The following is a 22,147-nucleotide window of genomic DNA, read 5'->3' on the forward strand; positions in this document are numbered from 1 at the left end:
CCTGTGCCGCATGCGAAGACTGATCCCCACGGGGGACCCCGCGCGCCCGGTGGAGCCCGCCGACGCGCCCCAGCCGGTTCCGGAATCCGGCGAGGCCCTGGTGAAGGTCGAGGCGTTCTCGCCGAACCGGGGCGAGACCTTCCTCCTCGAGCGGCCGCGGCCTGGTTTCCTCCCCGGCAAGGACGTGTCCGGCCTGGTCGTGCGGGCGGCCGCCGACGGATCCGGTCCCGGTGCGGGCACCCGCGTGGTCGGGCATCTGCCGCACAGCGGATGGGCGGAGTACGCCGCCGTCCCGACCGGTGCGCTGGCGCCCCTCCCCGACAGCGTCGGCAACGTGCAGGCGGCGGCCCTGCCCCTGGCCGGGATCACCGCGCTGCGGCTCCTCCGGACGACCGGAGCCTTGGCCGGCAGACGGATACTGCTGACCGGTGCCTCAGGCGGCGTCGGCCACTACTTCACCGAACTCGCCGCCGCGGCCGGGGCCGAAGTGACGGCGGTGACGGCCACACCGGAACGCGGCACGCGGCTCACCGAACTGGGCGCGGCTGCCGTAGTGCACGAGGTGGAACAGGCGGAAGGGCCGTTCGACGTCGTCCTGGAGTCCACGGGCGGGTCTCGGCTGGCGGCGGCCACCGCGAAGGCGCGCCCCGGCGGCCTGGTCGTCTGGTTCGGCCAGGCGAGCCGCACACCGGCGACTCTCGACTTCTTCGAACTGCTGAGCGGGCCGGAACGCGTCACGATCCAGCACTTCCACTACGCGGGCGAACCTTACGGCGCGGACCTGGCGACCCTCGTACGCCTGGTGTCGGATGGCCGGCTGCATCCGGAGATCGGACGGGTCGCCGACTGGGCCGAGACCGCGAACGTCCTGACCGACCTGCGGGAGCGCCGAATCCGCGGCAACGCGGTCCTCACGACGGGAGCAGGCCGATGAACGGGGGAGCCGAGTTCGCAGCCTCCCAATGGACGCGGGCCACCGGCATAGGACTCGATCCGCACGAGTACCAGCGCGTCACCGGCGCCCTGGAATCCGTCGACGAATGGGGACCCGCCTGTGTCGAAGCGGCGCGCGGCCACCTCGCCCGCGCGGCAGACGCCTGGTCCTCGGTGTCGGAAGGCGAACACCTGATGGCGGCGGCCCGGTGGTTCCACGCGGCCACGCTGGCTCCTTACGCCGAGGCGGGACAGGCCGCGAAAGAAGCGGATTCCGCTTTCGGGCGAGCACTGGCGCTGCTGGAACCGGATTCCCAGCGCGTCGAAGGAGAGGAGTTCACAGGCTGGCTGCGCGGCCCCGCCGACGCCCCGGCCACGGTGGTCATCGTCCCCGGCATGGACTCGGCCAAAGAGGAATTCCTCGACGTGGCGTCGGCTCTGCTGGCACGCGGACTGGCGGTGTTCGCGATGGACGGCCCCGGGCAGGACTCCTTGGCCGCCACGACGACCGTCCGGGCCGACTACCACCGGGTCGTAGGCCGCGTCCTGGACGCGCTCAACGTGAACCGCGCGGGAGTCGTCGGCCTCAGTCTCGGCGGCTACTACGCGGCGGAGACCGCCGCCCTGGAGCCGCGCGTGGCAGCGGCCGCCACCGTCAGCGGGCCCTTCCGCCTGACCTGGAGCGAGCTGCCCGAGCCCGTGCGGGACATCCTCATCCGGCGCGCAGGCGGTGCCGAGGCCGCCCGCGCCTTCACCCGCCGTGTCGACCTCTCCGCCCTGGCCCCGCGCATCACCGTGCCGCTCCTCGTCGTCGACGGCGGCCGAGACGACATCCCCGGCGTCGAGAACGGGGAACGACTCGCCGCAACGGCCCCGCACGGCGCATACCTGAACATCCCGCACGGCGACCACCTCCTCGGCAACGCCCGCCCCGACTGGCTGCCCCGCCTGGCCGACTGGATGACCCGCGCCCTCACCTGACCGCCTCCCGCACCGTCCGCGTTCCGTGCCGTCCGTGTCTCGGGTTGACCGCGTCCTGCCCAGTCCGTGTCCCGCGCTGTTCGTGTCTCGGGTTGACCGCGTCTCGCACCGTCCGTGTCTCGGGTGGATCGTGTCCCGTGCTGACCGCGTCACGTACCGACGGGCGCGGTCGGGTGCGGTCACGTCAGGAGGGCGCGTATCTGCTCGCGGGTGTCCTTGACCTCCGGTACGTCGCGCCACGGGGTCGAGAGGGTCATGACCTCGGTGAGGTAGCCGTCCAGGCGGGCTGAGGAGACCAGCGGGGCGACGCGGGTCAGGGTGGTCGTGAGCTCGGCGGCGAGCAGTGGTTCGGACGCCTGGAAGGCGGCCTGCACCTGGCGGGCCAGGTAGTTGGCGCCGAGCAGGGGCGACAGGGGGGAGATGCGTTCCACCGCCTCGTGGAGCGCGTCGTGCGCGGCTTTCCACGAGCCCTGGTCGTAGAGGGCGACGCCCACGCCTCCGATGAGGTCCGCGTACTGGAAGTCGGTGAGGTCGGTTCCGACCTCTCGTGCTCTGTCCAGGGACATCGCCGAGTGGCGTTTTTCTCCGAGGAGTCCGAGGGCTCTGCCGAGCTGAAGGGAGGCCCGCGCCTCCCAGGCCGGAGAGATCTCCGGGAGGGCCAGGGCCTGCCGGGCGTACCACTCTCCGCGTCGGCCGTCGCCCTGGTAGGCGTAGAACATCGCGAGCTCGTTGAGCGCGCCGACCCGGGCGTCGTGGTCCTGGCCCGCCCGGGCGAACGCCACGGCGAGCTTTCCGGCCTCCTGGGCCTGGGGGAGGCGGCGGGCGTCGTACTGGACCAGGGAGACCTGCCGGGCGAGTGCGGACGCCGACCCGAGCAGCCGGGTGTCCCTGCTTCCCGCGACGGCGTTCTGGACCCGGCGCAGATGCCGGGAGGCATTCTGGAAACCGGTGAGGCCGCCTGATTCGTAAAGGGATCTGTTGACTTTTTCGGCGATGGCGCCCACATAATCCGGGTCGCGGTAGGGGTTGCCGTCGGCGCTGGGAATGAGGGTCACGGTCGCCATGCCGGTAAGGAATGCGCGTCGTTTCACTTCGGCCTCATCGATTTTGCGTCGTATGACCACTTCATAGCCTACCCGCGCGAGTAGCCGGGAAAGTCGGTTGAATCCGACATCTTGTTTCCCGCCCGCCACCAGGGACACCCAGGCCTGGGTGCGCCCCCAGGACTCGCCGAGCCGGGCCTGCGTCCAGCCGCGCTCGTGCATGATCGCCCGGGTCGCCTCGGGCAGTTCTCGAAACTCCACGGGCCGAGGCTAAGGGATGGTCAGATATCTTTCAGCATCGCGTATAAGCCATTCTCATGCCCGCCTGGTCACCCATGGTGGAGGCCTTCAGGATCGTCCCGCTCACGTCTTCCGCAAGGGCAACGAGAACGGGGTAACAATGTCGCAAGAAACCACGGACAACGCAAAAGCGGCACCGGCCGGACTCCGGCGGAGCGCCGCGGGCCTCGAATTGAACCTCACCATGCGGCCCGCCCCCGACGTCCCGGCCGCCGTCCGGTCCCTGCTGCGCCCGCGGCTCGCGTCATGGCGCGTCGCCGCGGACCTCGCCGAGGACATCCTGCTCTCGGCGGTCGAACTCGTGAGCAACGCCTGCGACGCCGCCCCCGCCGCCGAGGTCGTGTTCCGCGCCCGGCTCGACCCGGGCACCCGAACGGTGTGGATCGGCGCCTGGGACACGTGCCGGGGGCTGCCGGCCGCGCGGCGCCCCGAACTCGCCCTCGAGGACATCGACGCGCTCCCCGACGACCACACGTTCGGCGGCTGGGGCCTGCCCCTGGTCGCCGCCCTCGCGGCGGACTGCGGAGTGACCCGCACCCCCGGCGGCAAATGGGTGTACGCCCTCTTCCTGGCGAGTCCGCGATGACGCTCCGCCCGCCGGCGGCCCGGACCTGACCCGGCGGGCCCTCGTCCGCGGCCGAGGGCGGCGGCCCGGCCGGAAGCGGTCCGCCGTCCGGCCGCCTCTTCCCGCCTGCTCCGGCCGGCACCCGGGTGCTCCGCGGGCTCCCGTGGGCAGGGATGGGAGCGGAAGGGCCCGGCTCCGGTCGTCGATGCCGTATGCCGGGGAACGTCCGGATCGCGCTGACCGCGCACTGCGGGCAGGTCTGCCCGGCACGGGCTATTTACATAATCTATACCTGAAAAGTGGAATTACCCTCTGGTCGTTTCTTCGCCTTTGGAGCATTCTGTACGCGCGGCCCTGCGCTGAGAGCTCGCGCGGCGGAAGAAAGAGGTGACCTTTTGGGCATGGAGATGCGGCTGGGCAGGCGCGGATTCCTCGCGGGGGCGACCGCCGTCGCGGCGGTCGGCGCGGGCTGCATGCCCGGGGCCCGGCAGGTCGGGGAGGTGCGGGCAGAGGTGCGGCCCGCCCTCGAAGTGCACAGGGCGCAGCGGGCGCGGAGGCGGCCGAACGTGCTGGTGATCGTCACCGACGACCATCCCAAGCACGCGGCGTGGGCGCTGCGCAGGACGCGCAGGTGGCTGGCCGGCGGGGGCGTGGAGTTCACGAACGCGCACGTGACCACACCGCTGTGCACCCCGTCGAGGGCCTCCATCTTCTCGGGCCGCTACGCCCACAACCACGGGGTCCGCGACAACCACCAGAAGCTGAGGCTCGACCAGAGCACCACGTTCCAGCGGCACCTCAGGGACGCGGGCTACCGCAACGGCATGTTCGGCAAGTACCTCAACGAGTGGCGGATCGCCAGCCCGCCGGAGCACTTCGAGGACTACGCGCTGCTCAGCCCCGTCGGCTACGTCGACGGCCGGTTCAACCACAACGGGCGGATCGCGGTGCTCCCCGGCCACACGACGCACCGGATCCGCGACTTCGCGCGCGACTTCATCCGGCGGGGCGCGACCGACCCGAGGCCCTGGTTCGCCTACGTGGCCCCGTACGCCTCCCACGCACCCTTCACCCCGGAGGAGCGCTACGCGGACGCGCGCGTGCCCGCCTGGGCGGGCCGCCCCTCCGTCAACGAGACCGACAAGAGCGACAAGCCTCCTTACCTGCGCGACGCCCGGGTCTCCCGCGCTCGCGGCCGGACCATCCGCCGCGAGCAGATGCGCACGCTCCTGTCGGTCGACGACGCCGTGCAGGCGCTCCGCGACGAACTGGTGGCCACCGGGCAGCTCGAGGACACCCTCGTGATCTTCATCGGTGACAACGGCTTCCTCTGGGCCGACCACGGCTGGGCCCGGAAGTCGGTGCCCTACCGCCCGGCCATCGAGGTGCCGTTCTTCCTGTCCTGGCCCGCGGGCGGCCTCGCCTCCGGGACCAGGGACCGCCGGCTCGTCGCCAACATCGACATCTCGGCGACCGTGCTGGACGCCGCCGGGATCCGGCCCCCCACCCCCCAGGACGGCCGGTCGCTCCTGCGCAGGGGGGCGCGCGACCACCTGCTCGTGGAGTTCTGGAAACGCGGAGTAGACCCCCGCGGCCCCCACTCGTGGGCGTCCTACGTGACCAAGGCCGAGCAGTACACCGAGTACTACGACCTCGCCACCGACAGGTCCGGCACCCCCGTCGGCAGCGGAAAGGTCCTCTTCCGCGAGTACTACGACCTCGTCAAGGACCCGTACCAACTCGTCAACAAGCTGCACGGCGCCTCCCGCGCCCAGGAGAAGAACTGGGGCGTCCCCGCCATGTCCGCCCGCCTCAACGCCTCCCGCACCGTCTGACGGTCTCCACGGGTACGCGATGATCATGCCGGTTTGGACGCCCGGTCGCCGGCGCAGGAACACCATGGCGCGGTTTCGCGCCGAGGACCAGGCCGTGCGCGGGGGCCCGCGGCGGAACGCCGGTGACGAGGAGGCGCGTCCCATGGAGATCATTTCCCGCGGCCGGTGGGGCGCGGCCCCGCCCAGGGCCAGGACCCTCACCACCTGGCCGAAGCGCACCGAGTTCGTCGTCCACTACTCCGAGGGCCCGACCACGCAGACCCCGAAGTCCATCCAGTCCTTCCACATGACGGATCCGCCCGAGGGCCGCGGCTGGGACGACATCGGCTACAACTTCCTGGTCGGCAGGGACGGCGAGGTCTACGAGGGCCGGGGATGGCTCGTCGTCGGCGCCCACGCCAAGGACCACAACGTCAGCGGCATCGGGGTCTGCTTCATCGGCGACGAGGGCGACGCCACCGACGAGGCGAAGACCTCGATCCGGGACATGTACGACCTGGCGTGCCAGAAGGCCGACCGGACGCTCCACCTCAGGGGCCACGGGCAGCTCGCCTCCACCACCTGCCCGGGCGCGCAGCTGCTCGCCTGGGTGGAGGCCGGCGCGCCCCGGCCGGGCGCACCGCTGCCGGGCCGCGTCCTGAAGCTCACGCAACCGCCGATGCACGGCGAGGACGTCGTGCGGGTGCAGCACGCGGTGGGCGTGGAGCCGGACAGCCGGTACGGGCCGGAGACGGCCGCCGCGGTGAAGGCGTTCCAGAGCGCGCACGGCCTCACCGCCGACGGCATCGTCGGCCGCAAGACCTGGGCGGCCATCATGCACGCCCCTTCCTGACACCCCCTCCTCCGGCCGCCCCGGACCCGCACACCCCATCACCGGCGGCGAAAGGCCGCGCGCTCCCGTGACCGGGCGTGCGGAGGTCGGGCTGGCGTGGTCCGGGTCGGTTCGCAGAAATGGGTGGGCCGTGCGCTGCTGTGACCCGGGCGTGCGGAGGTCGGGCTGGTGTGGTGCGGGTCGGTTCGCAGAAGCGGGTGGCCGTGTGCTCCCGTGGCCGGGCGTGCGGAGCCCCGGTCGACGCCGTTCGGGTCGGCCCGCGGGGAAGGGGCCGTGTGCTGCCGTGGCGCGGAGTCCGGGCAGACGCCGTTCGTAGTGGTGCGCAGGGGGCGGGAAGGCCCGCCGGGCCGGAGCCCGGCCCGGCGGGCGATGCGCTGCCGGGCGGGATCAGGCGACGTCGGTGGCGGTGCCCGCGGTGAGGCTGAGGAGTTCGCCGTAGGTGGTGGGGAAGACGGTGTGGGGGTGGCCGCCCGCCGCCCAGACGACGGGGTGCCGGGCGAGCCAGGTGTCGACGAGGGTGCGCAGCGGGGCGGGGTGGCCGACGGGGGCGACGCCGCCGATGGGCTGGCCGGTGGCCGCGCGGACGAACTCGGGGGTGGCGCGCCTGACCTTGGCGGCCCCGGCGACCGAGGCGATGTGCTTCACGTCCACGCGGTGGGCGCCGCTGGTCAGGACGAGCAGGGGGGAGCCGTCGGCGTCGAAGACGAGGCTGTTGGCGATGGCGCCCACCTCGCAGCCGAGGAGGTCGGCGGCGGCCTGGGCGGTGGGGGCGGGCTCGGCGAGCTCCACGATCCGGCCCGCGGCGCCCGCGGAGGCCAGGACGGCGGCGACCCGTTCGACGTTGGGATGCACGGGGGCAAGCCTATCGACGCGCCGAAGGACGACCCCTAACATCCGGCCATGAGTGATCTGTCCGACGCCGTCCTGTCGGCCCTCCCGCATCGGTGCTGCTCCCGGCGCTCGAGGCGGTGCCGTCCCGGGACGTTCGCCCCCGAGGCGGAACGGGTCGTCTACGGGCTGACGAAGAACGTCGACACGTTGAACCCGCTGCGCGTCGTCTTCCACGAGTACGCGTCGATCGCGCGGAACGTCATGTCGGCGACCGACTGGTGCGGACGGCTCGGATACGTGTTCGCCGGACCCGGCTGGCGGCCCTCCGCGAAGGACGGTGAATGAGATGGCGCGCATCCTGTTCCTCGTATTGGGCGCCGCGCACCTCCTGGCGCTCGCCTTCGAGATCCCTGTCGCGGCTTTCACGACGAAGGCGCTGCTGATGCCGGTGCTCGCCTGGTGGCTGCACCGGCAGGGCGGGGCGCGGCTCATGGTCGCGGGCCTGCTGCTGTCGACCGGGGGAGACGTGGCACTGGAATTCGACGGGTTCTTCATCGTCGGGATGGTGTTCTTCGCGGCGGCACATGTTTGCTACGTCACGTTCTTCGCGCGTTCTTTCGCGGCGGCCGGGCGCCGACGGTGGATGATCGTCGGCGTTTATGCCGTCCTGTGGGCGGTGCTCGTCGTTCTTCTGTGGCCCGGACTCGGCGACTTGCAGATTCCGGTGGCGGTGTACTCGCTTCTGCTGACGGCGACCGCCGTGGTCTCGGCCGCACACGGGCTGAGGACGGGTGTCGGCGGCGCGTTGTTCCTGGTCTCGGACTCGCTCATCGCCTTCCGCATCGCCGATATGGAACTCCCCATGCACGGATTGGCGGTGATGCTGACGTATATGGCGGCGCAGTATCTGCTCGCCTCAGGTTCTCTCGCGCGCTCCGGAGGACGCTCTCCCGTGCCCGCGTGACCAGTTTTGTCAGACCCGTGTGTTCTCCTCGGAAGTACCTGGTCGACCTGGGGTTCGGGTGGTTCTCGAACACGCTGATCGAACGTATTGACGATGGATGAGCGGTCAGGTTTACTGGGGGCATGTCGAACCGATGTTCGACATGGTGTGGGACTCGCGGCCCGCACTGGAGCACGGGTGGACCGGAGGCGGCGCACCGCCGGTCCGCACCGGCCCGGGCCGGGGGGAGGGGAAGCCCCTCGCCCGGGCCGGACGCTCCGGCGTGCGGACGCGAGTGATCGTCCCAGGTGAGGCCGGTCGGCCACGCCTGGCGAAAGGAGGCCACGCAATGACCGTGCACCCCATGCCCCCCGGCCGCCCGTCCCCCCGGACGGTCTCGACGGCCCAGTACAAGCTGCGTCTGGCCCGTCAGCACCTGGCGGACGCGGCCGAGTCCACCCACTCCAACATCCGCTACTCCCGGGCCCACGTGGCCGCGCTCCACGCCGCCGCCGCCGTCCTGGCCGCCAGGGAGACCGCGGCCCCCGCCCGCCGCGGCCGCCCCCGCACCGCCTGGGAGCGCCTGGCCGCGGCCGAGCCCATCCTCGCCGAATGGGCCGTCTTCTTCGCCGCCGGCGCCGACAAGCGCGCCGCCGCCGAGGCGGGCCTCCCCGCCGCCACCACCTTCGCCGAGGCCGACACCCTCCTGCACGACGCCAACCTCTTCGTCACCCTGGTGGAGGACACCCTCGGCATCCCCACCCAGCAGTCCCTCCCCATGACCGGCTGACGGCCCCCGGCCGACCGGCGGGGCCTCGGGCGGCTCGCGGGTCAGGGCGGCGCCGTGGTCTCCACACTGCGCGACACCCGCCGATCGCCGCACCGAGGACGGTGCGGCCGGGTCTACTCCCGCGCGATCGGACCGGCCAGGCCGTTCTCCCAGGCCCAGGCGGCGATGCCCACACGGTTGCGGGCCTTCAGCTTCGCCTGGACGTTCGCGACGTGGGTCTTGGCGGTGCCCGCCGAGATGAAGAGCCGCCCGCCGATCTCGGCGTTGGTGAGGCCCTCGGCGACCAGGCGGGCGACCTCCCGCTCCCGGACGGTGAGGGATGCGGGGCCGGGAGACGCCGCCGGCGCGGGGACGAGGGCCTGGAGCAGGCGGACGGTGATCTGGGGGCTGATGAGGACGTCCCCGGCCATCGCCGCTCTGACGCCCTCGATCAGCAGCCCGGGGCCCGAGCGCTTGAGCAGGAACCCGCAGGCGCCGTCGCGCAGTGCCGTGCGCACGTAGTCGTCGTGGTCGAAGGTGGTGACGACGAGGACGCGCACCGGGTCGGGCACGTCGGGGCCGGCGAGGCGGCGGGTGAGTTCGAGTCCGTCCAGGCCCGGCATGCGGATGTCGGCGAGGACCACGTCCGGGCTCAGGGTGCGGGCGAGGCGGACGGCGGTGAGGCCGTCCGCGGCTTCGCCGACCACGGTCATGTCCGGCTGGGAGCCGAGGATCAGGCGGAAGCCGCTGCGGACGTCGTCCTGGTCGTCGGCGATGAGGATGCGGGTCGGACCGGGGGCCTTCGTCATGGTGTCTCCTCCAGGAGCGCGGCCGGCAGAACGGCGGTGAGCCGCCAGCCGCCGTCGCCGTACGGCCCCGCCGAGAGGGTTCCGCCGAGTGACCTGGCGTGCTCGGCCAGGGCGGGGAGGCCGAGGCCGCCCCGGGAGGCGCGGCGGCGGGGCGGGACGGGTCGGGTGCCGCGCTCGTTGGTGACCCGGATTTCCACGGTGGTGGCCGTGGGGATGAGCGCGACGGTGGCGCGGGGGGCGTCGGGGGAGTGCCGCCGGATGTTGGTCAGCGCCTCGACGATGATGCGGTACGCGGCCGCGCCCGCTTCGCGGGAGAGCGCCTCCGCGGCCCGGGGAGGCATGTCCAGACGCACCTCGGTGGTTCCCGCGGAGGTGAAGTCCGCCACCAGGGACGGCAGCCGGGACAAGCCGGGGAGCGGCTCGGCGGCGTGGGCCTCCGGGCCGTGCAGCATCCGCACGGTCCGGTCCATCGAGGCCAGGGCGTTCAGGCCCGCCTTTTCGATGCGTTCCAGGGCGAGCATCGCCTGGGAGGGGTCGGTGGCGGCCACGAAGCGGGCCGCCTGGGCCTGGACGACGATCCCGCTGATGTCATGGGCGACGAAGTCGTGCAGGTCGCGCGACAGCTGCAGCCGCTGGGCGCTGCGGGCCTCGGCCACGGCATGGCGGCGACGGCGCTCCTGGCGGCGGGGGTAGGCGCCCGCGGCCACCGCGGCGGCCACGGGAAGCAGCCAGAAGGCGACGATGCCGATGCCTTCCAGGACGGACTCGCCCGTCACCAGCGGAAGGGGCCAGAGGACCACCGCGAGGGCGGTCGTCGGGAGGGCCGGCCTGAGCGCGCGCAGCGGCGACCAGCGGGTGACCGCGGCCAGGAGGAGCAGGAGGACGAAGGCCTCCGCCAGCTTCCAGACGGCGTGGACACCGGCCGCCGGCAGGGTGAAGCTGGTGACCAGGGAGAGCACCGCGCAGACCGTGGCCGGGAGGGCGAGGCGGCCGAGCCGTTGACGGACCTCGGCACGGGGGCGGGCGACGGCCCACACCAGTGCGCCCGCGGCCGCGAGCGTCGGCAGAGCGCCGAGCGCGCCGACGGCCGGGCCGTTCGATTCCCACATGCCGATCAGCGTAAGGGCGGCGATCCGGCGGGGCTCTCCGCCGAACGGCAGAGGCGCGCCGGGCGGCGGCGCGAACTTTGTGCCGATCGGCGGATGGGATCGCAGGGGGTGCCGGGACGAAGCTTGAACCGTTCCGCCGAACACGGCGAATGCCCCCTTCCCCCACACGGGAGTTCATCATGCGCAACATCACGATCGGTGCCACGGCCGTCGCCGTCCTCGCCGGGCTGGTCACCGCCGGACCGGCTCCGGCGACCCCGGCCGAGTCCGCGTCCACCTGGAAGAAACCGGCGAAGACCGCGAGCGTCCACGGGCAGGCGCGCATCTCCTACATCGAGTCGGCCGACGACGACATCCGCTTCACCGTCCACGCCGAGCAGACGCCGTTCACCCGGCCGGTGCTCCCCGACGCCCCGGTGGGGCTCTCCACCGACGCCCGGGGCACGCTGGAGTTCTCCCACACTCCCCGGGGCGGTGAGGCGGGGTGGGCGGAGGCCGAGGTGGACTGCCTGGTGACCAGCGGGCGGACGGCGACCCTGACCGCGATCGTGACGAGGTCGAACATCGAGAAGGCCGGAGCCAGGCTGGGCATCAGCGTCCAGCAGGGCGGCAGGGGCGAGCCGGACCGGCTCGGCTTCTCCTGGGGCGTGGTGAACGTCGACCCCGGCCACGTCGACGAGAACGGCCACCCCGTGCGGCCGCAGGCCGGCACGTGCATGGCCCCCGCACCGTTCACGACGGTGGTCGAGGGCGGCTTCAAGGTGGTCCACGCCGAGATCACGAAGACTCCCGAGGCGGCGACCCGCCGTGACTGACCTCCTGACGCGAGAGGCTCCCGCGCCGGCCGCCCCGCAGGTCTCCCGTTCCGTCCGCCTGGCGGCGCACGCCGCCGCACTGACCCTGGTGCCGTCCGGACTGTGGCGTATCGCCGTCGCCCTGGGCTGGGACTCCGGATTCACCGATGAGGTCCTCGGCCCGGAGAACTTCCCCGGCGAAGGAACCCCCTACCTGATCGGACTCAGCCTGCTCGCCGAGGCGCTCGGGCTGCTCACCCTGGGCCTGGTCCACAGGTGGGGCGAGGAGGTCCCCCGGTGGGCACCGTTCCTGGGCGGCCGAAGGATTCCCGTACCGGCCGTGGTGATCCCCGCGTTCCTCGGCGCGGCCTTCGTCACCCTCATCACATTCACCGGTGCCTTCAGCTGGAACGATGCGGACAACATGGGCGCGGCCGGTTCCCCCGACGGCATCCGCTACTGGCTGATGACCGCCTGCTACATGCCGCTGCTGGCCTGGGGCCCGCTGCTCGCGGTGGTCACGGCGGCCTACTACCGCCGTCGGCGCCGGGGCCGCTGAGCCCGTACGCCTCCGCCTCGCCCGCGTCACCGGCCACGGGCGGCGGAGGGCGGAGGTTCCCGGCACCTCGCGTTCCTCCGGACCGCCGGTGACCACGGGGCCCGGCGTGAGGACGCCCCTTCACGCCGGGCGGGCCCCGCCGCCGCCGGGGAGCGGTGGGGGCTATGGCAGTCTGATCCGGCTATGGGGTCATTTGGGGCGGGTGGGCGGTCGGTGGTGCCGCTGCTGGCGTTCCTGGGGGTGATGGCGTACTCGCTGCCGATGGCCGTGATGACGCCGGCGTTGCCCGCTCTGCAGGCGGAGATGGGGACGAGCGCGGCGGGGGCCGCGTGGAGCGTCACGGGGATGGTGCTGAGCGCCTCGGTGGCCACGCCGGTCGCGGGACGGCTGGGCGACCTCCTGGGGGCGCGCAGGGTGCTGCTGTGGGTGCTGGCGGTCGGGATCGCGGGGCAGGTCGTGTCGGCGCTGGCGAACGGCCTGCCGGTGCTGCTGGCGGGGCGGGTGCTGGCGGGGGTCGGCAGCGGGGTGTTCCCGCTGGCCTACACGATCATCCGGAAGGGCCACCCGGCGGAGCGGGCGGCGTCGGCCATCGGGCTGATGTCGGCGATGCTCGGGCTCGGCGGGGTGGTGTCATGGGTGATCGCGGGGCCGGTGATCGACCACCTCGGGTGGCGGTGGCTGGTCTGGGTGCCCGCGGTCATCCTGCTGCCTGGAACGTTCCTGGCGCGGCGGGCGCTGCCCCCGGTCCCGGGGGAGCCGGGGAAGGGCGTCGACTGGTGGGGGGCGCTGCTCTTCGGCGGCTGGCTCACCGCCGCCCTCACCGCCCTGACCCAGGGCTCCTCGTGGGGCTGGACGTCCGCTCCCGTGCTGGGCCTGCTGGCGGGCGCGGCCGCGGGCGCCGCGGTCTGGGCGTACGTCGAGGCCACGGTGCCCGACCCGCTGCTGGACCTGAGGCTGATGCGCCTGCGCGGCGTCTGGACGGCCAACCTCGGCTCGCTGCTGGCGGGCTTCTGCCTGATGGCGTCGGGCGTGCTCTTCCCCCTGCTGATCCAGATGCCGGAGAAGGACGGTTTCGGGTTCGGCGGCACCGCCACCGACACCGCGATGGTCGCGCTGCCCGCGAGCGTCGCGATGACGCTCATGGGCCTGGTCAACGGCAGGCTCGACCGGCGGTTCGGCGCCCGCGCCGTCCTGGCGGCGGGCGCGGCGCTCACCGCGGCCGGCTACGGGGTCCTGGTCCTGTGGCACGCCGAGCTGTGGCAGCTCCTGCTCACCAACGTGCTGCGCGGCGCCGGCCTCGGCATGGCGTACGCGGCGGTGGCCACCCTCGTCGTGTCGGCCGTCCCGGTCTCCCAGACGGGCGTGGCGACCGGCGTCAACACCCTGCTGCGCACGGTAGGCGCGGGCCTGGGCACCCAGCTGACGGCGATCCTCGTGGCCGCCTACGCCCTCGCCCGGCCCGGTTTCGTGCTGGCCTTCGCCGTCTGCGGCGCCCTGGCGCTGGCCATCCTGGCCGTCGCGCTCCTGGCGCCCCGCCGCCCCGCGGTCCCGGACGAGCCGCGGGCGGAGCAGCCCGACGGCCCGCCCGCGGCCTTCTGAGCGGCGGCCCGCCGCGAAGCCGAAGGCCCGGCCCCCGCGGACGGGGACCGGGCCTTCGGCGAACCCGGGTGGAACCGGGAGCGGCTCAGAAGCTCTCGACGGCGCGGCGCGCCTCCGGGTCGAGCACGCCCCAGTTGATCAGTTCCTCGGTCAGCTCGGCCGGGGACTTGTCGTAGATCACTGCCAGCGACCTCAGGTCCTCCTGCCGGATCGACAGGACCTTCCCGTTGTAGTCGCCACGCTGGGACTGGATCGTCGCTGCGTACCGGGCGAGGGGACCGGCCTTGTCCTTCGGAAGCTGGGCGAGGCGCTCCAGATCGATGACGAGCTTCGGCGTCGGGCCCAGGGGGCTCGGCGCGGCGCCGCCGGGGAGCAACTCGTTGACGGGCACGCCGTAGAACTCGGCGAGCTCGTTCAGCTTCTGAACGGTGACGGCGCGGTCGCCCCGCTCGTACGAACCAACGACGACGGCCTTCCAGCGGCCGCGGGACTTCTCCTCCACGCCGTGCAGGGACAGGCCCTGCTGGGTGCGGATGGCGCGAAGTCTCGCGCCCAGAGCCTTCGCGTATTCAGACGGCATCTTTGCGGCCCCCCAGGCTCATTTTCTCGACGGACGTTGTCACAGGGCGGACCGGGGTTCCGATGAGATCGGATGACCACCCTGAGTATGGTTACGGACAGTGACGGTAAAACGGAGACGGCCAAAGGTCAAGCTGTTCGGAAAAATCAGGTCGAACCTGTCACCGCAGGCTGACCCTCCGCAGGGTGAACGGACCCGCCCCCAAGGGCGTTCCCGCCCGTCCCGGGGCCGGGTGTGAGCCCTCTCACCTGCTCTTATGAACCCGGCGGGTACGCGCGGAACCGGGTAAGGGGGCTGATACCGTAAAGAAGGCATCACGTCCTTTAAGGCCCGTCCCGTGAGGCGGGAAAGGAGGTTGACGGCGGTGAGCGCTGCCCGAAATCAGGAGCAACCGCAGTACAAGGCGGTTCTGGAGGCCCCGGAGATCCGCCGGGCCCTGACCCGGATCGCGCACGAGATCCTCGAACGCACCAAGGGCGGCTCGGACGTCGTCCTGCTGGGCGTGCAGACGCGGGGCGTGAACCTCGCCCGCATGCTGTGCCGCCGCCTCGAGGAGGTGGAGGGGCTGAAGATCCCCTGCGGATCGCTCGACGTGACGATGTACCGTGACGATCTGCGCATGAAGCCGGCCCGCGCGATCGGCCGCACCGAGCTCCCCGGCGACGGCATCGACGACAAGGTCGTGGTCCTCGTCGACGACGTGCTCTTCTCCGGCCGCACCATCCGCGCGGCCCTGGACGCCCTCAACGACCTCGGCAGGCCCCGCGCCGTCCAGCTCGCGGTCCTGGTCGACCGGGGCCACCGCGAGCTGCCGATCCGCGCCGACTACGTCGGCAAGAACCTCCCCACCTCGCTGAAGGAGACCGTCAAGGTCCTGCTCGGCGACGTGGACGGACGCGACGCGGTCCTGCTGGGCCCCAAGACGGACCCCAAGGGGGATGACGGCAAGTGAAACGCCACCTGATCTCCGCGGCCGACCTGTCCAGGGACGACGCGCTGCTGGTCCTCGACACCGCCGAGGAGCTGGCCCGCGTCTCCAGCCGCTCGGTCAAGAAGCTGCCGACGCTGCGCGGCCGGACCGTGGTCAACCTCTTCTTCGAGGACTCCACCCGCACCCGCATCTCCTTCGAGGCCGCCGCCAAGCGCCTGTCCGCGGACGTGATCAACTTCTCCGCCAAGGGCTCCAGCGTCTCCAAGGGCGAGTCCCTCAAGGACACCGCCCTGACCCTGGAGGCGATGGGCGCCGACGGCGTCGTCATCCGGCACGGCGCGTCCGGCGCGCCCTACCGGCTGGCCGACTGGGTCAACGGCAACGTGGTCAACGCCGGCGACGGCACCCACGAGCACCCCACCCAGGCCCTGCTGGACGCCTTCACCATGCGCCGCCACCTGGGCGACCTGGACGGGCGCAGGATCACCATCGTGGGCGACGTGCTGCACAGCCGGGTGGCGCGCTCCAACGTGCTGCTGCTGTCCACGCTGGGCGCCCAGGTCACCCTGGTGGCCCCGCCGACGCTGCTGCCGGTCTCGGTGGGCACCTGGCCCTGCGAGGTCTCCTACGACCTGGACGGCACCCTGCCCAAGAGCGACGCGGTCATGATGCTGCGCGTCCAGCGCGAGCGCATGAACGCCGCCTACTTCCCCACGGTCCGCGAGTACAGCCGCCGCTACGGCCTGTCGGCCGACCGGTACGCGCACCTGCCCGAACACGCCATCGTCATGCACCCCGGCCCGATGAACCGGGGTGTGGAGATCGCCGCCGAGGTGGCCGACTCCACCCGGTCCACCATCGTCGAGCAGGTCGGCAACGGCGTCAGCGTGCGCATGGCCGTCCTGTACCTGCTGCTGGGCGGATCAGAGCCCGCGATCGGGGCCGGCGAGTGAGCAGCGAGCGAGAAGCAGAGGACCCAGTGAGCACCTTTCTCATCAAGAACGCCCGGATCCTGGGCGGCGAGCCCCGCGACATCCTGGTGCGCGACGGCCGGATCGCCGAGGTCGGCACCGGCCTGGCGGCCGAGGGCGCGCAGACCGTGGAGGCCGCCGGGCTGATCGCCCTGCCGGGCCTGGTGGACCTGCACACCCACCTGCGCGAGCCGGGCCGCGAGGACAACGAGACGGTCCTCACCGGCACCCAGGCCGCCGCCAAGGGCGGGTTCACCGCGGTCCACGCCATGGCCAACACCGATCCCGTCGCCGACACCGCCGGCGTCGTCGAGCAGGTCTGGCGGCTGGGCCGCGAGCACGGCTACTGCGACGTGCACCCGGTCGGCGCGGTCACCGAGGGCATCGCCGGCAAGAGGCTCGCCGAGCTCGGCGCGATGGCCGACTCCGCGGCGAACGTGCGGGTCTTCTCTGACGACGGCCACTGCGTCTCCGACGCGGTGATCATGCGCCGGGCGCTGGAGTACGTGAAGGCCTTCGACGGCGTCGTGGCCCAGCACGCCCAGGAGCCCCGCCTCACCGAGGGCGCCCAGATGAACGAGGGCGAGGTCTCCGACCGGCTCGGCCTGCGCGGCTGGCCCGCCGTGGCCGAGGAGGCGATCATCGCCCGCGACTGCCTGCTCGCCGGGCATGTGGGGTCGCGCCTGCACGTCTGCCATGTCTCGACGGCCGGGTCGGTCGAGCTGATCCGCTGGGCCAAGGGCAAGGGCTGGAACGTCACGGCCGAGGTGACCCCGCACCACCTCTTCCTCACCGACGCCTGCTGCGAGCGCTCCCCGGCCGGGCGCTCCTACGACCCCCTCTACAAGGTCAACCCGCCGCTGCGCACCCGGGCCGACGTGGACGCCGTCCGCGCGGGCCTGGCCGACGGCACCATCGACTGCGTCGCCACCGACCACGCCCCCCACGCCGTGGAGGACAAGGAGACCGAGTGGGCCGACGCCGCGATGGGCATGATCGGCCTGGAGACGGCGCTGCCGGTCGTGCAGGCCGCCATGGTCGACACCGGCCTGCTGGACTGGGCCCAGGTCGCCGACCGCATGTCCGCCCGGCCCGCGGAGATCGGGCGGCTCGAGGGCCAGGGCCGCCCGCTGGAGCCGGGGTCCCCGGCCAACATCACCCTCTACGACCCCGAGTACCGGGCGCAGGTCGACGCGTCGTCCTTCGCCTCCAAGAGCCGGAACACCCCTTACGCCGGCCTAGAACTGCCAGGTCGGGTGGTCGCCACGTTCCTGCGGGGCCGCCCCACCGTGCTGGAAGGAAAACTCGTATGACCCAGGCCATACTCGTCCTGGAAGACGGCCGCGTGTTCCGCGGCGAGTCGTTCGGCGCGGAAGGCGAGACCTTCGGTGAGGTGGTCTTCAACACCGGGATGACCGGTTACCAGGAGACGCTCACCGACCCGTCCTACCACCGCCAGATCGTCGCGATGACCGCGCCGCACATCGGCAACACCGGTGTCAACGACCTCGACCCCGAGTCCGGGCGCGTCCAGGTCGCCGGCTACGTGGTGCGCCAGCCCGCCCGGGTGGCCTCCAACTGGCGCGCGCAGCGCTCCCTGGACCAGGAGCTGAAGAACCACGGCGTGGTCGGCATCGCGATGCCCGGCACCCGCGCCCTGACCCGCCACCTGCGCGACCGCGGCGCGATGCGCGCCGGCATCTCCTCGGTGGAGGCCGACCCGCGCGCCCTGCTGTCGCGGGTGCTGGTCAGCCCCGGCATGGCCGGCTCGGACCTGGCCGCCGAGGTGGCGACCAAGGAGCCCTACACCGTCCCCGCCCGCGGCGAGACCCGCTTCCGGGTCGCCGCGGTCGACCTGGGCATCAAGGCGATGACGCCCTACCGGATGGCCGAGCGCGGCTGCGAGGTGACGGTCCTGCCCGCCACCGCGACCGCCGAGCAGATCCTGGCGCTGAACCCCGACGGGGTGTTCTTCTCCAACGGCCCCGGCGACCCCGCCACGGCCGACGGCCCCGTCGCGGCGATGCGCGGCGTCCTGGCGTCGGGCAAGCCGACCTTCGGCATCTGCTTCGGCAACCAGATCTTCGGCCGGGCCCTGGGCCTGGGCACCTACAAGCTGCGGTTCGGCCACCGCGGTGTGAACCAGCCGGTGCAGGACCGCCGCACCGGCCGCGTCGAGATCTCCGCGCACAACCACGGGTTCGCCGTGGAGGCGCCCCTGGACGGACCGTTCGAGACGCCCTTCGGGCGCGCAGAGGTCTCGCACGTCAACCTCAACGACGGCTGCGTCGAGGGCCTGCGGCTGCTGGACCGCCCGGCCTTCTCCGTCCAGTACCACCCCGAGGCCGCGGCCGGACCGCATGATTCGACCATGCTGTTCGACCAGTTCTGCGCCCTCATGCAGCACCACCGTTCGACCGACCCTGGGGAAGGTGCCTGATGCCCGGGCGCGAGGATCTGAAGTCCGTACTCATCATCGGCTCCGGGCCGATCGTCATCGGCCAGGCCTGCGAGTTCGACTACTCCGGCACCCAGGCCTGCCGGGTGCTCAAGGCCGAGGGCCTGCGGGTCATCCTGGTCAACAGCAACCCGGCGACCATCATGACCGACCCGGAGTTCGCCGACGCCACCTACGTCGAGCCGATCAATCGCGAGACCGTCGAGAAGATCATCGCCAAGGAGCGGCCCGACGCGCTCCTGCCCACCCTGGGCGGGCAGACCGCGCTCAACTGCGCCGTCGCCCTGCACGAGGCGGGCGTGCTCGAGCGCTACGGCGTCGAGCTGATCGGCGCGAACTTCGACGCCATCCAGCGCGGCGAGAACCGCGAGATCTTCAAGGGCATCGTCGAGGAGATCGGCGCGGAGGTCGCCCGCAGCGTCATCTGCCACACCATGGACGAGGTGCTGGCCGCCACCGAGCAGCTCGGCTACCCGGTCGTGGTCCGGCCGTCCTTCACCATGGGCGGCCTCGGCTCCGGCTTCGCCCACGACGAGGCGGAGCTGCGCCAGATCGCCGGCGCGGGCCTGGCCGCCTCCCCGACCAGCGAGGTGCTCCTGGAGGAGTCCATCCTCGGCTGGAAGGAGTACGAGCTGGAGCTGATGCGCGACCGCAACGACAACGTCGTGGTCGTCTGCTCCATCGAGAACCTCGACCCGATGGGCGTGCACACCGGCGACTCCATCACCGTCGCCCCGGCGATGACGCTCACCGACCGCGAGTACCAGCACATGCGGGACGTGGCGATCGCCGTCATCCGCAAGGTCGGCGTGGACACCGGCGGCTGCAACATCCAGTTCGCGGTGCACCCGTCCACCGGGCGCATGATCGTCATCGAGATGAACCCGCGGGTCTCCCGCTCCTCGGCGCTGGCCTCCAAGGCGACCGGCTTCCCGATCGCCAAGATCGCGGCCAAGCTGGCGATCGGCTACACCCTGGACGAGATCCCCAACGACATCACCAAGGTCACCCCGGCGTCGTTCGAGCCGACCCTCGACTACGTCGTGGTCAAGGTGCCGCGGTTCGCGTTCGAGAAGTTCCCCGGCGCCGACCCCCGCCTGACCACCCACATGAAGTCCGTGGGCGAGGCCATGGCCATCGGCCGGTCCTTCCCCGAGGCGCTGCAGAAGGCGCTGCGCTCCCTTGAGCAGAAGGGCACCTCCTTCTCCTGGGACACCGCCCCGCCGCCGCTGGAGGAGCTGCTCGAGCGCATCCGCGTCCCGCACGACGGGCGGCTGCACGAGGTCCAGCAGGCGCTGCTGGCGGGCGCGGGCATCGAGCAGGTCTACGCGATCACCGGCATCGACCCGTGGTTCCTCGACCAGATCGTCGCGATCAACGAGGTCGCCGCCGACATCCGCCTGTCGGACGACGCGCTGACCGCCGACAAGCTGCTGGCCGCCAAGCGGCACGGCTTCTCCGACGCCCAGATCGGCCAGCTGCGCAGCCTGTCGGAGGAGGTCGTCCGGGAGGTCCGCCACGCCCTGGGCGTGCGGCCGGTCTACCTGACGGTCGACACCTGCGCCGCGGAGTTCGCCGCCCAGACCCCGTACCTGTACTCCTCCTACGACGAGGAGACCGAGGTCCCGGTCGGCTCCAGGCCCAAGGTCCTCATCCTCGGCTCGGGGCCTAATCGCATCGGCCAGGGCGTGGAGTTCGACTACTCCTGCGTCCACGCCTCCTTCACGCTGTCCGAGGCCGGCTACGAGACCGTCATGGTCAACTGCAACCCCGAGACGGTCTCCACCGACTACGACACCTCCGACCGGCTGTACTTCGAGCCGCTCACCCTGGAGGACGTGCTGGAGGTCGTGTACGCCGAGCAGCGCACCGGCGTGGTCGCGGGCGTGATCGTCCAGCTCGGCGGGCAGACCCCGCTGGGCCTGGCGCAGCGGCTCAAGGACGCGGGCGTGCCGATCGTGGGCACCAGCCCCGAGAGCATCCACCTGGCCGAGGACCGCGGCGCGTTCGGCCACGTGCTGGCCCGCGCGGAGCTGCCCGCGCCCAAGCACGGCACCGCCACCTCCGCCGAGGAGGCCGTGGCGATCGCCAACGAGATCGGCTACCCGGTGCTGGTCCGCCCCTCCTACGTGCTGGGCGGGCGCGGCATGGAGATCGTCTACGACGACGCCGGGCTGGTCGCCTACATGTCCACCGCCACCGAGGTCAGCCACGACCGGCCGGTGCTGGTCGACCGCTTCCTCGACGAGGCCATCGAGATCGACGTGGACGCCCTCTTCGACGGCACCGAGCTCTACCTCGGCGGCGTCATGGAGCACATCGAGGAGGCCGGCATCCACTCCGGCGACTCGGCGTGCGCGCTGCCGCCGATCACGCTGGGCCGCGAGGACATCAAGCGCATCCGCGAGTCGACGCTGCGCCTGGCGCGGGGCATCGGCGTGCGGGGCCTGATGAACGTGCAGTACGCGCTGTCCGCGGGCGTCCTGTACGTGCTGGAGGCCAACCCGCGCGCCTCGCGCACCGTCCCGTTCGTGTCCAAGGCCACGGCCGTGCCGCTGGCCAAGGCCGCCGCGCGGGTCATGATGGGCGCCACGATCGCGCAGCTGCGCGCCGAGGGCCTGCTGCCGGCCGCCGGCGACGGCGGGACGCTGCCGCTGGACGCGCCGATCGCGGTCAAGGAGGCGGTGCTGCCCTTCAACCGGTTCCGCAACGCCCAGGGCCAGGGCGTCGACACCGTCCTGGGCCCGGAGATGCGCTCCACCGGCGAGGTCATGGGCATCGACGAGGTCTTCGGCACCGCCTACGCCAAGTCGCAGGCGGCCGCCTACGGCTCGCTTCCGATCAAGGGAAGGGTGTTCGTCTCGGTGGCCAACCGCGACAAGCGCCACATGATCTTCCCGGTGAAGCGCCTGGCCGACCTGGGCTTCGAGATCCTGGCCACCTCGGGCACCGCCGAGGTGCTGCGCCGCAACGGCGTTCATGCCAAGGTGGTCCGCAAGCACAGCGACGGCCCCGGCCCCGACGGCGAACCGACCGTCGTGCGGCGCGTCCTCGACGGCGAAGTGGACCTCATCGTCAATACTCCGTTCGGTGGCCCCGGACAGCCCGGGCCACGGCTGGACGGCTACGAGATCCGCACCGCCGCGGTGGTGCGCGGCGTGCCCTGCGTCACCACGGTGCAGGGGCTCGCGGCGGCCGTCCAGGGGATCGAGGCCGTGTCCCGGGGCGACATCGGGGTGCGCTCGCTCCAGGAGCACGCCCGGCGCCTGCGCGGCGAGCGGGCAGCCCGGTAGGCAAGACGACAG

Annotated in this window: 21 protein-coding genes; 16 read left to right on the forward strand and 5 right to left on the reverse strand. The window is 72.4% G+C overall.

The genetic code is table 11. The annotated features are described in order from the left end of the window. Positions 1-10: 10 nt before the first annotated feature. A complete protein-coding gene (locus C2865_RS12120) occupies positions 11-934 on the forward strand; it encodes a zinc-binding dehydrogenase (protein ID WP_106398431.1) in 924 nt (307 codons plus the stop codon). After that, on the forward strand, positions 931-1,914 hold the full coding sequence (locus C2865_RS12125) for an alpha/beta hydrolase family protein (RefSeq protein ID WP_106398432.1): 984 nt from the start codon (positions 931-933) through the stop codon (positions 1,912-1,914). The genes C2865_RS12120 and C2865_RS12125 overlap by 4 nt, the downstream gene beginning before the upstream one ends. A 179-nt stretch (positions 1,915-2,093) precedes the next feature. Here the strand turns inward: C2865_RS12125 and C2865_RS12130 are convergent, their stop codons facing one another. Next, a complete protein-coding gene (locus C2865_RS12130; RefSeq protein ID WP_106398433.1) occupies positions 2,094-2,978 on the reverse strand; it encodes an NsdA family TPR-like regulatory protein in 885 nt (294 codons plus the stop codon). Positions 2,979-3,441: 463 nt separating this feature from the next. Here C2865_RS12130 and C2865_RS12135 point away from each other — a divergent pair, with 463 nt between their 5' ends. The 3 genes from C2865_RS12135 (at position 3,442) to C2865_RS12145 (ending at position 6,489) form a co-directional block, all read left to right on the forward strand. Beyond that, positions 3,442-3,843 (forward strand): ATP-binding protein, encoded by a 402-nt coding sequence (locus tag C2865_RS12135; RefSeq protein ID WP_157963673.1) that lies wholly within the window; start codon positions 3,442-3,444, stop codon positions 3,841-3,843. 380 nt (positions 3,844-4,223) lie between these two features. Then, entirely contained in the window at positions 4,224-5,657 is a 1,434-nt protein-coding gene (locus tag C2865_RS12140) for a sulfatase family protein (protein WP_198653213.1), read from the forward strand. Positions 5,658-5,799: 142 nt separating this feature from the next. Beyond that, the gene (locus tag C2865_RS12145) at positions 5,800-6,489 is read left to right on the forward strand and encodes a peptidoglycan recognition protein family protein (protein WP_106398726.1); all 690 of its coding nucleotides are present in this window, start codon (positions 5,800-5,802) and stop codon (positions 6,487-6,489) included. Positions 6,490-6,876: 387 nt separating this feature from the next. On the opposite strand, the gene C2865_RS12150 is transcribed toward C2865_RS12145, so the two are convergent. Further along, on the reverse strand, positions 6,877-7,341 hold the full coding sequence (locus tag C2865_RS12150; protein ID WP_232835538.1) for a YbaK/EbsC family protein: 465 nt from the start codon (positions 7,339-7,341) through the stop codon (positions 6,877-6,879). Between the two features lie 48 nt (positions 7,342-7,389). Between C2865_RS12150 and C2865_RS12155 the strand changes: the two genes are divergently transcribed. The 3 genes from C2865_RS12155 (at position 7,390) to C2865_RS12165 (ending at position 9,053) form a co-directional block, all read left to right on the forward strand. Then, positions 7,390-7,665 (forward strand): hypothetical protein, encoded by a 276-nt coding sequence (locus C2865_RS12155; protein ID WP_106398436.1) that lies wholly within the window; start codon positions 7,390-7,392, stop codon positions 7,663-7,665. A gap of 1 nt (position 7,666) precedes the next feature. Then, a complete protein-coding gene (locus C2865_RS12160) occupies positions 7,667-8,284 on the forward strand; it encodes a lysoplasmalogenase (RefSeq protein WP_106398437.1) in 618 nt (205 codons plus the stop codon). Positions 8,285-8,612: 328 nt separating this feature from the next. Then, positions 8,613-9,053 carry an SAV_6107 family HEPN domain-containing protein gene (locus tag C2865_RS12165; RefSeq protein ID WP_106398438.1) on the forward strand — a complete coding sequence of 147 codons (441 nt, stop codon included), beginning with the start codon at positions 8,613-8,615 and terminating at the stop codon, positions 9,051-9,053. Positions 9,054-9,166: 113 nt separating this feature from the next. Here the strand turns inward: C2865_RS12165 and C2865_RS12170 are convergent, their stop codons facing one another. Both C2865_RS12170 and C2865_RS12175 read right to left on the reverse strand, forming a co-directional pair. Next, positions 9,167-9,841 carry a response regulator gene (locus tag C2865_RS12170; RefSeq protein WP_106398439.1) on the reverse strand — a complete coding sequence of 225 codons (675 nt, stop codon included), beginning with the start codon at positions 9,839-9,841 and terminating at the stop codon, positions 9,167-9,169. Then, entirely contained in the window at positions 9,838-10,950 is a 1,113-nt protein-coding gene (locus C2865_RS12175; RefSeq protein WP_106398440.1) for a sensor histidine kinase, read from the reverse strand. Before C2865_RS12175 ends, C2865_RS12170 begins: the two co-directional genes overlap by 4 nt. A 179-nt stretch (positions 10,951-11,129) precedes the next feature. On the opposite strand from C2865_RS12175, the gene C2865_RS12180 reads away from it, so the two are divergent. The 3 genes from C2865_RS12180 to C2865_RS12190 all read left to right on the forward strand — a co-directional run bounded on the left by C2865_RS12180 (position 11,130) and on the right by C2865_RS12190 (position 13,902). Continuing rightward, positions 11,130-11,765, forward strand: a complete 636-nt coding sequence (locus tag C2865_RS12180) for a hypothetical protein (protein WP_106398441.1) — start codon at positions 11,130-11,132, stop codon at positions 11,763-11,765. After that, the gene (locus tag C2865_RS12185; RefSeq protein WP_232835539.1) at positions 11,758-12,303 is read left to right on the forward strand and encodes a hypothetical protein; all 546 of its coding nucleotides are present in this window, start codon (positions 11,758-11,760) and stop codon (positions 12,301-12,303) included. Before C2865_RS12180 ends, C2865_RS12185 begins: the two co-directional genes overlap by 8 nt. A gap of 183 nt (positions 12,304-12,486) precedes the next feature. Continuing rightward, a complete protein-coding gene (locus tag C2865_RS12190; protein WP_106398442.1) occupies positions 12,487-13,902 on the forward strand; it encodes an MFS transporter in 1,416 nt (471 codons plus the stop codon). Between the two features lie 85 nt (positions 13,903-13,987). On the opposite strand, the gene bldD is transcribed toward C2865_RS12190, so the two are convergent. Then, positions 13,988-14,482 (reverse strand): transcriptional regulator BldD, encoded by a 495-nt coding sequence (gene bldD, locus C2865_RS12195; RefSeq protein ID WP_106398443.1) that lies wholly within the window; start codon positions 14,480-14,482, stop codon positions 13,988-13,990. A gap of 364 nt (positions 14,483-14,846) precedes the next feature. Between bldD and pyrR the strand changes: the two genes are divergently transcribed. The 5 genes from pyrR to carB are packed head-to-tail and all read left to right on the forward strand — an operon-like array spanning position 14,847 to position 22,135. Further along, a complete protein-coding gene (gene pyrR / locus C2865_RS12200) occupies positions 14,847-15,434 on the forward strand; it encodes a bifunctional pyr operon transcriptional regulator/uracil phosphoribosyltransferase PyrR (protein WP_198653215.1) in 588 nt (195 codons plus the stop codon). Beyond that, positions 15,431-16,366, forward strand: a complete 936-nt coding sequence (locus C2865_RS12205) for an aspartate carbamoyltransferase catalytic subunit (protein WP_106398445.1) — start codon at positions 15,431-15,433, stop codon at positions 16,364-16,366. The genes pyrR and C2865_RS12205 overlap by 4 nt, the downstream gene beginning before the upstream one ends. A gap of 26 nt (positions 16,367-16,392) precedes the next feature. Further along, the gene (locus C2865_RS12210) at positions 16,393-17,697 is read left to right on the forward strand and encodes a dihydroorotase (protein ID WP_106398446.1); all 1,305 of its coding nucleotides are present in this window, start codon (positions 16,393-16,395) and stop codon (positions 17,695-17,697) included. Then, on the forward strand, positions 17,694-18,824 hold the full coding sequence (gene carA, locus C2865_RS12215) for a glutamine-hydrolyzing carbamoyl-phosphate synthase small subunit (RefSeq protein ID WP_106398447.1): 1,131 nt from the start codon (positions 17,694-17,696) through the stop codon (positions 18,822-18,824). The genes C2865_RS12210 and carA overlap by 4 nt, the downstream gene beginning before the upstream one ends. Further along, positions 18,824-22,135 carry a carbamoyl-phosphate synthase large subunit gene (gene carB / locus C2865_RS12220; protein ID WP_106398448.1) on the forward strand — a complete coding sequence of 1,104 codons (3,312 nt, stop codon included), beginning with the start codon at positions 18,824-18,826 and terminating at the stop codon, positions 22,133-22,135. Before carA ends, carB begins: the two co-directional genes overlap by 1 nt. Positions 22,136-22,147 lie beyond the last annotated feature (12 nt).

It is taken from the genome of Actinocorallia populi (genome assembly GCF_002995495.1).
Taxonomy (GTDB): domain Bacteria; phylum Actinomycetota; class Actinomycetes; order Streptosporangiales; family Streptosporangiaceae; genus Actinocorallia; species Actinocorallia populi.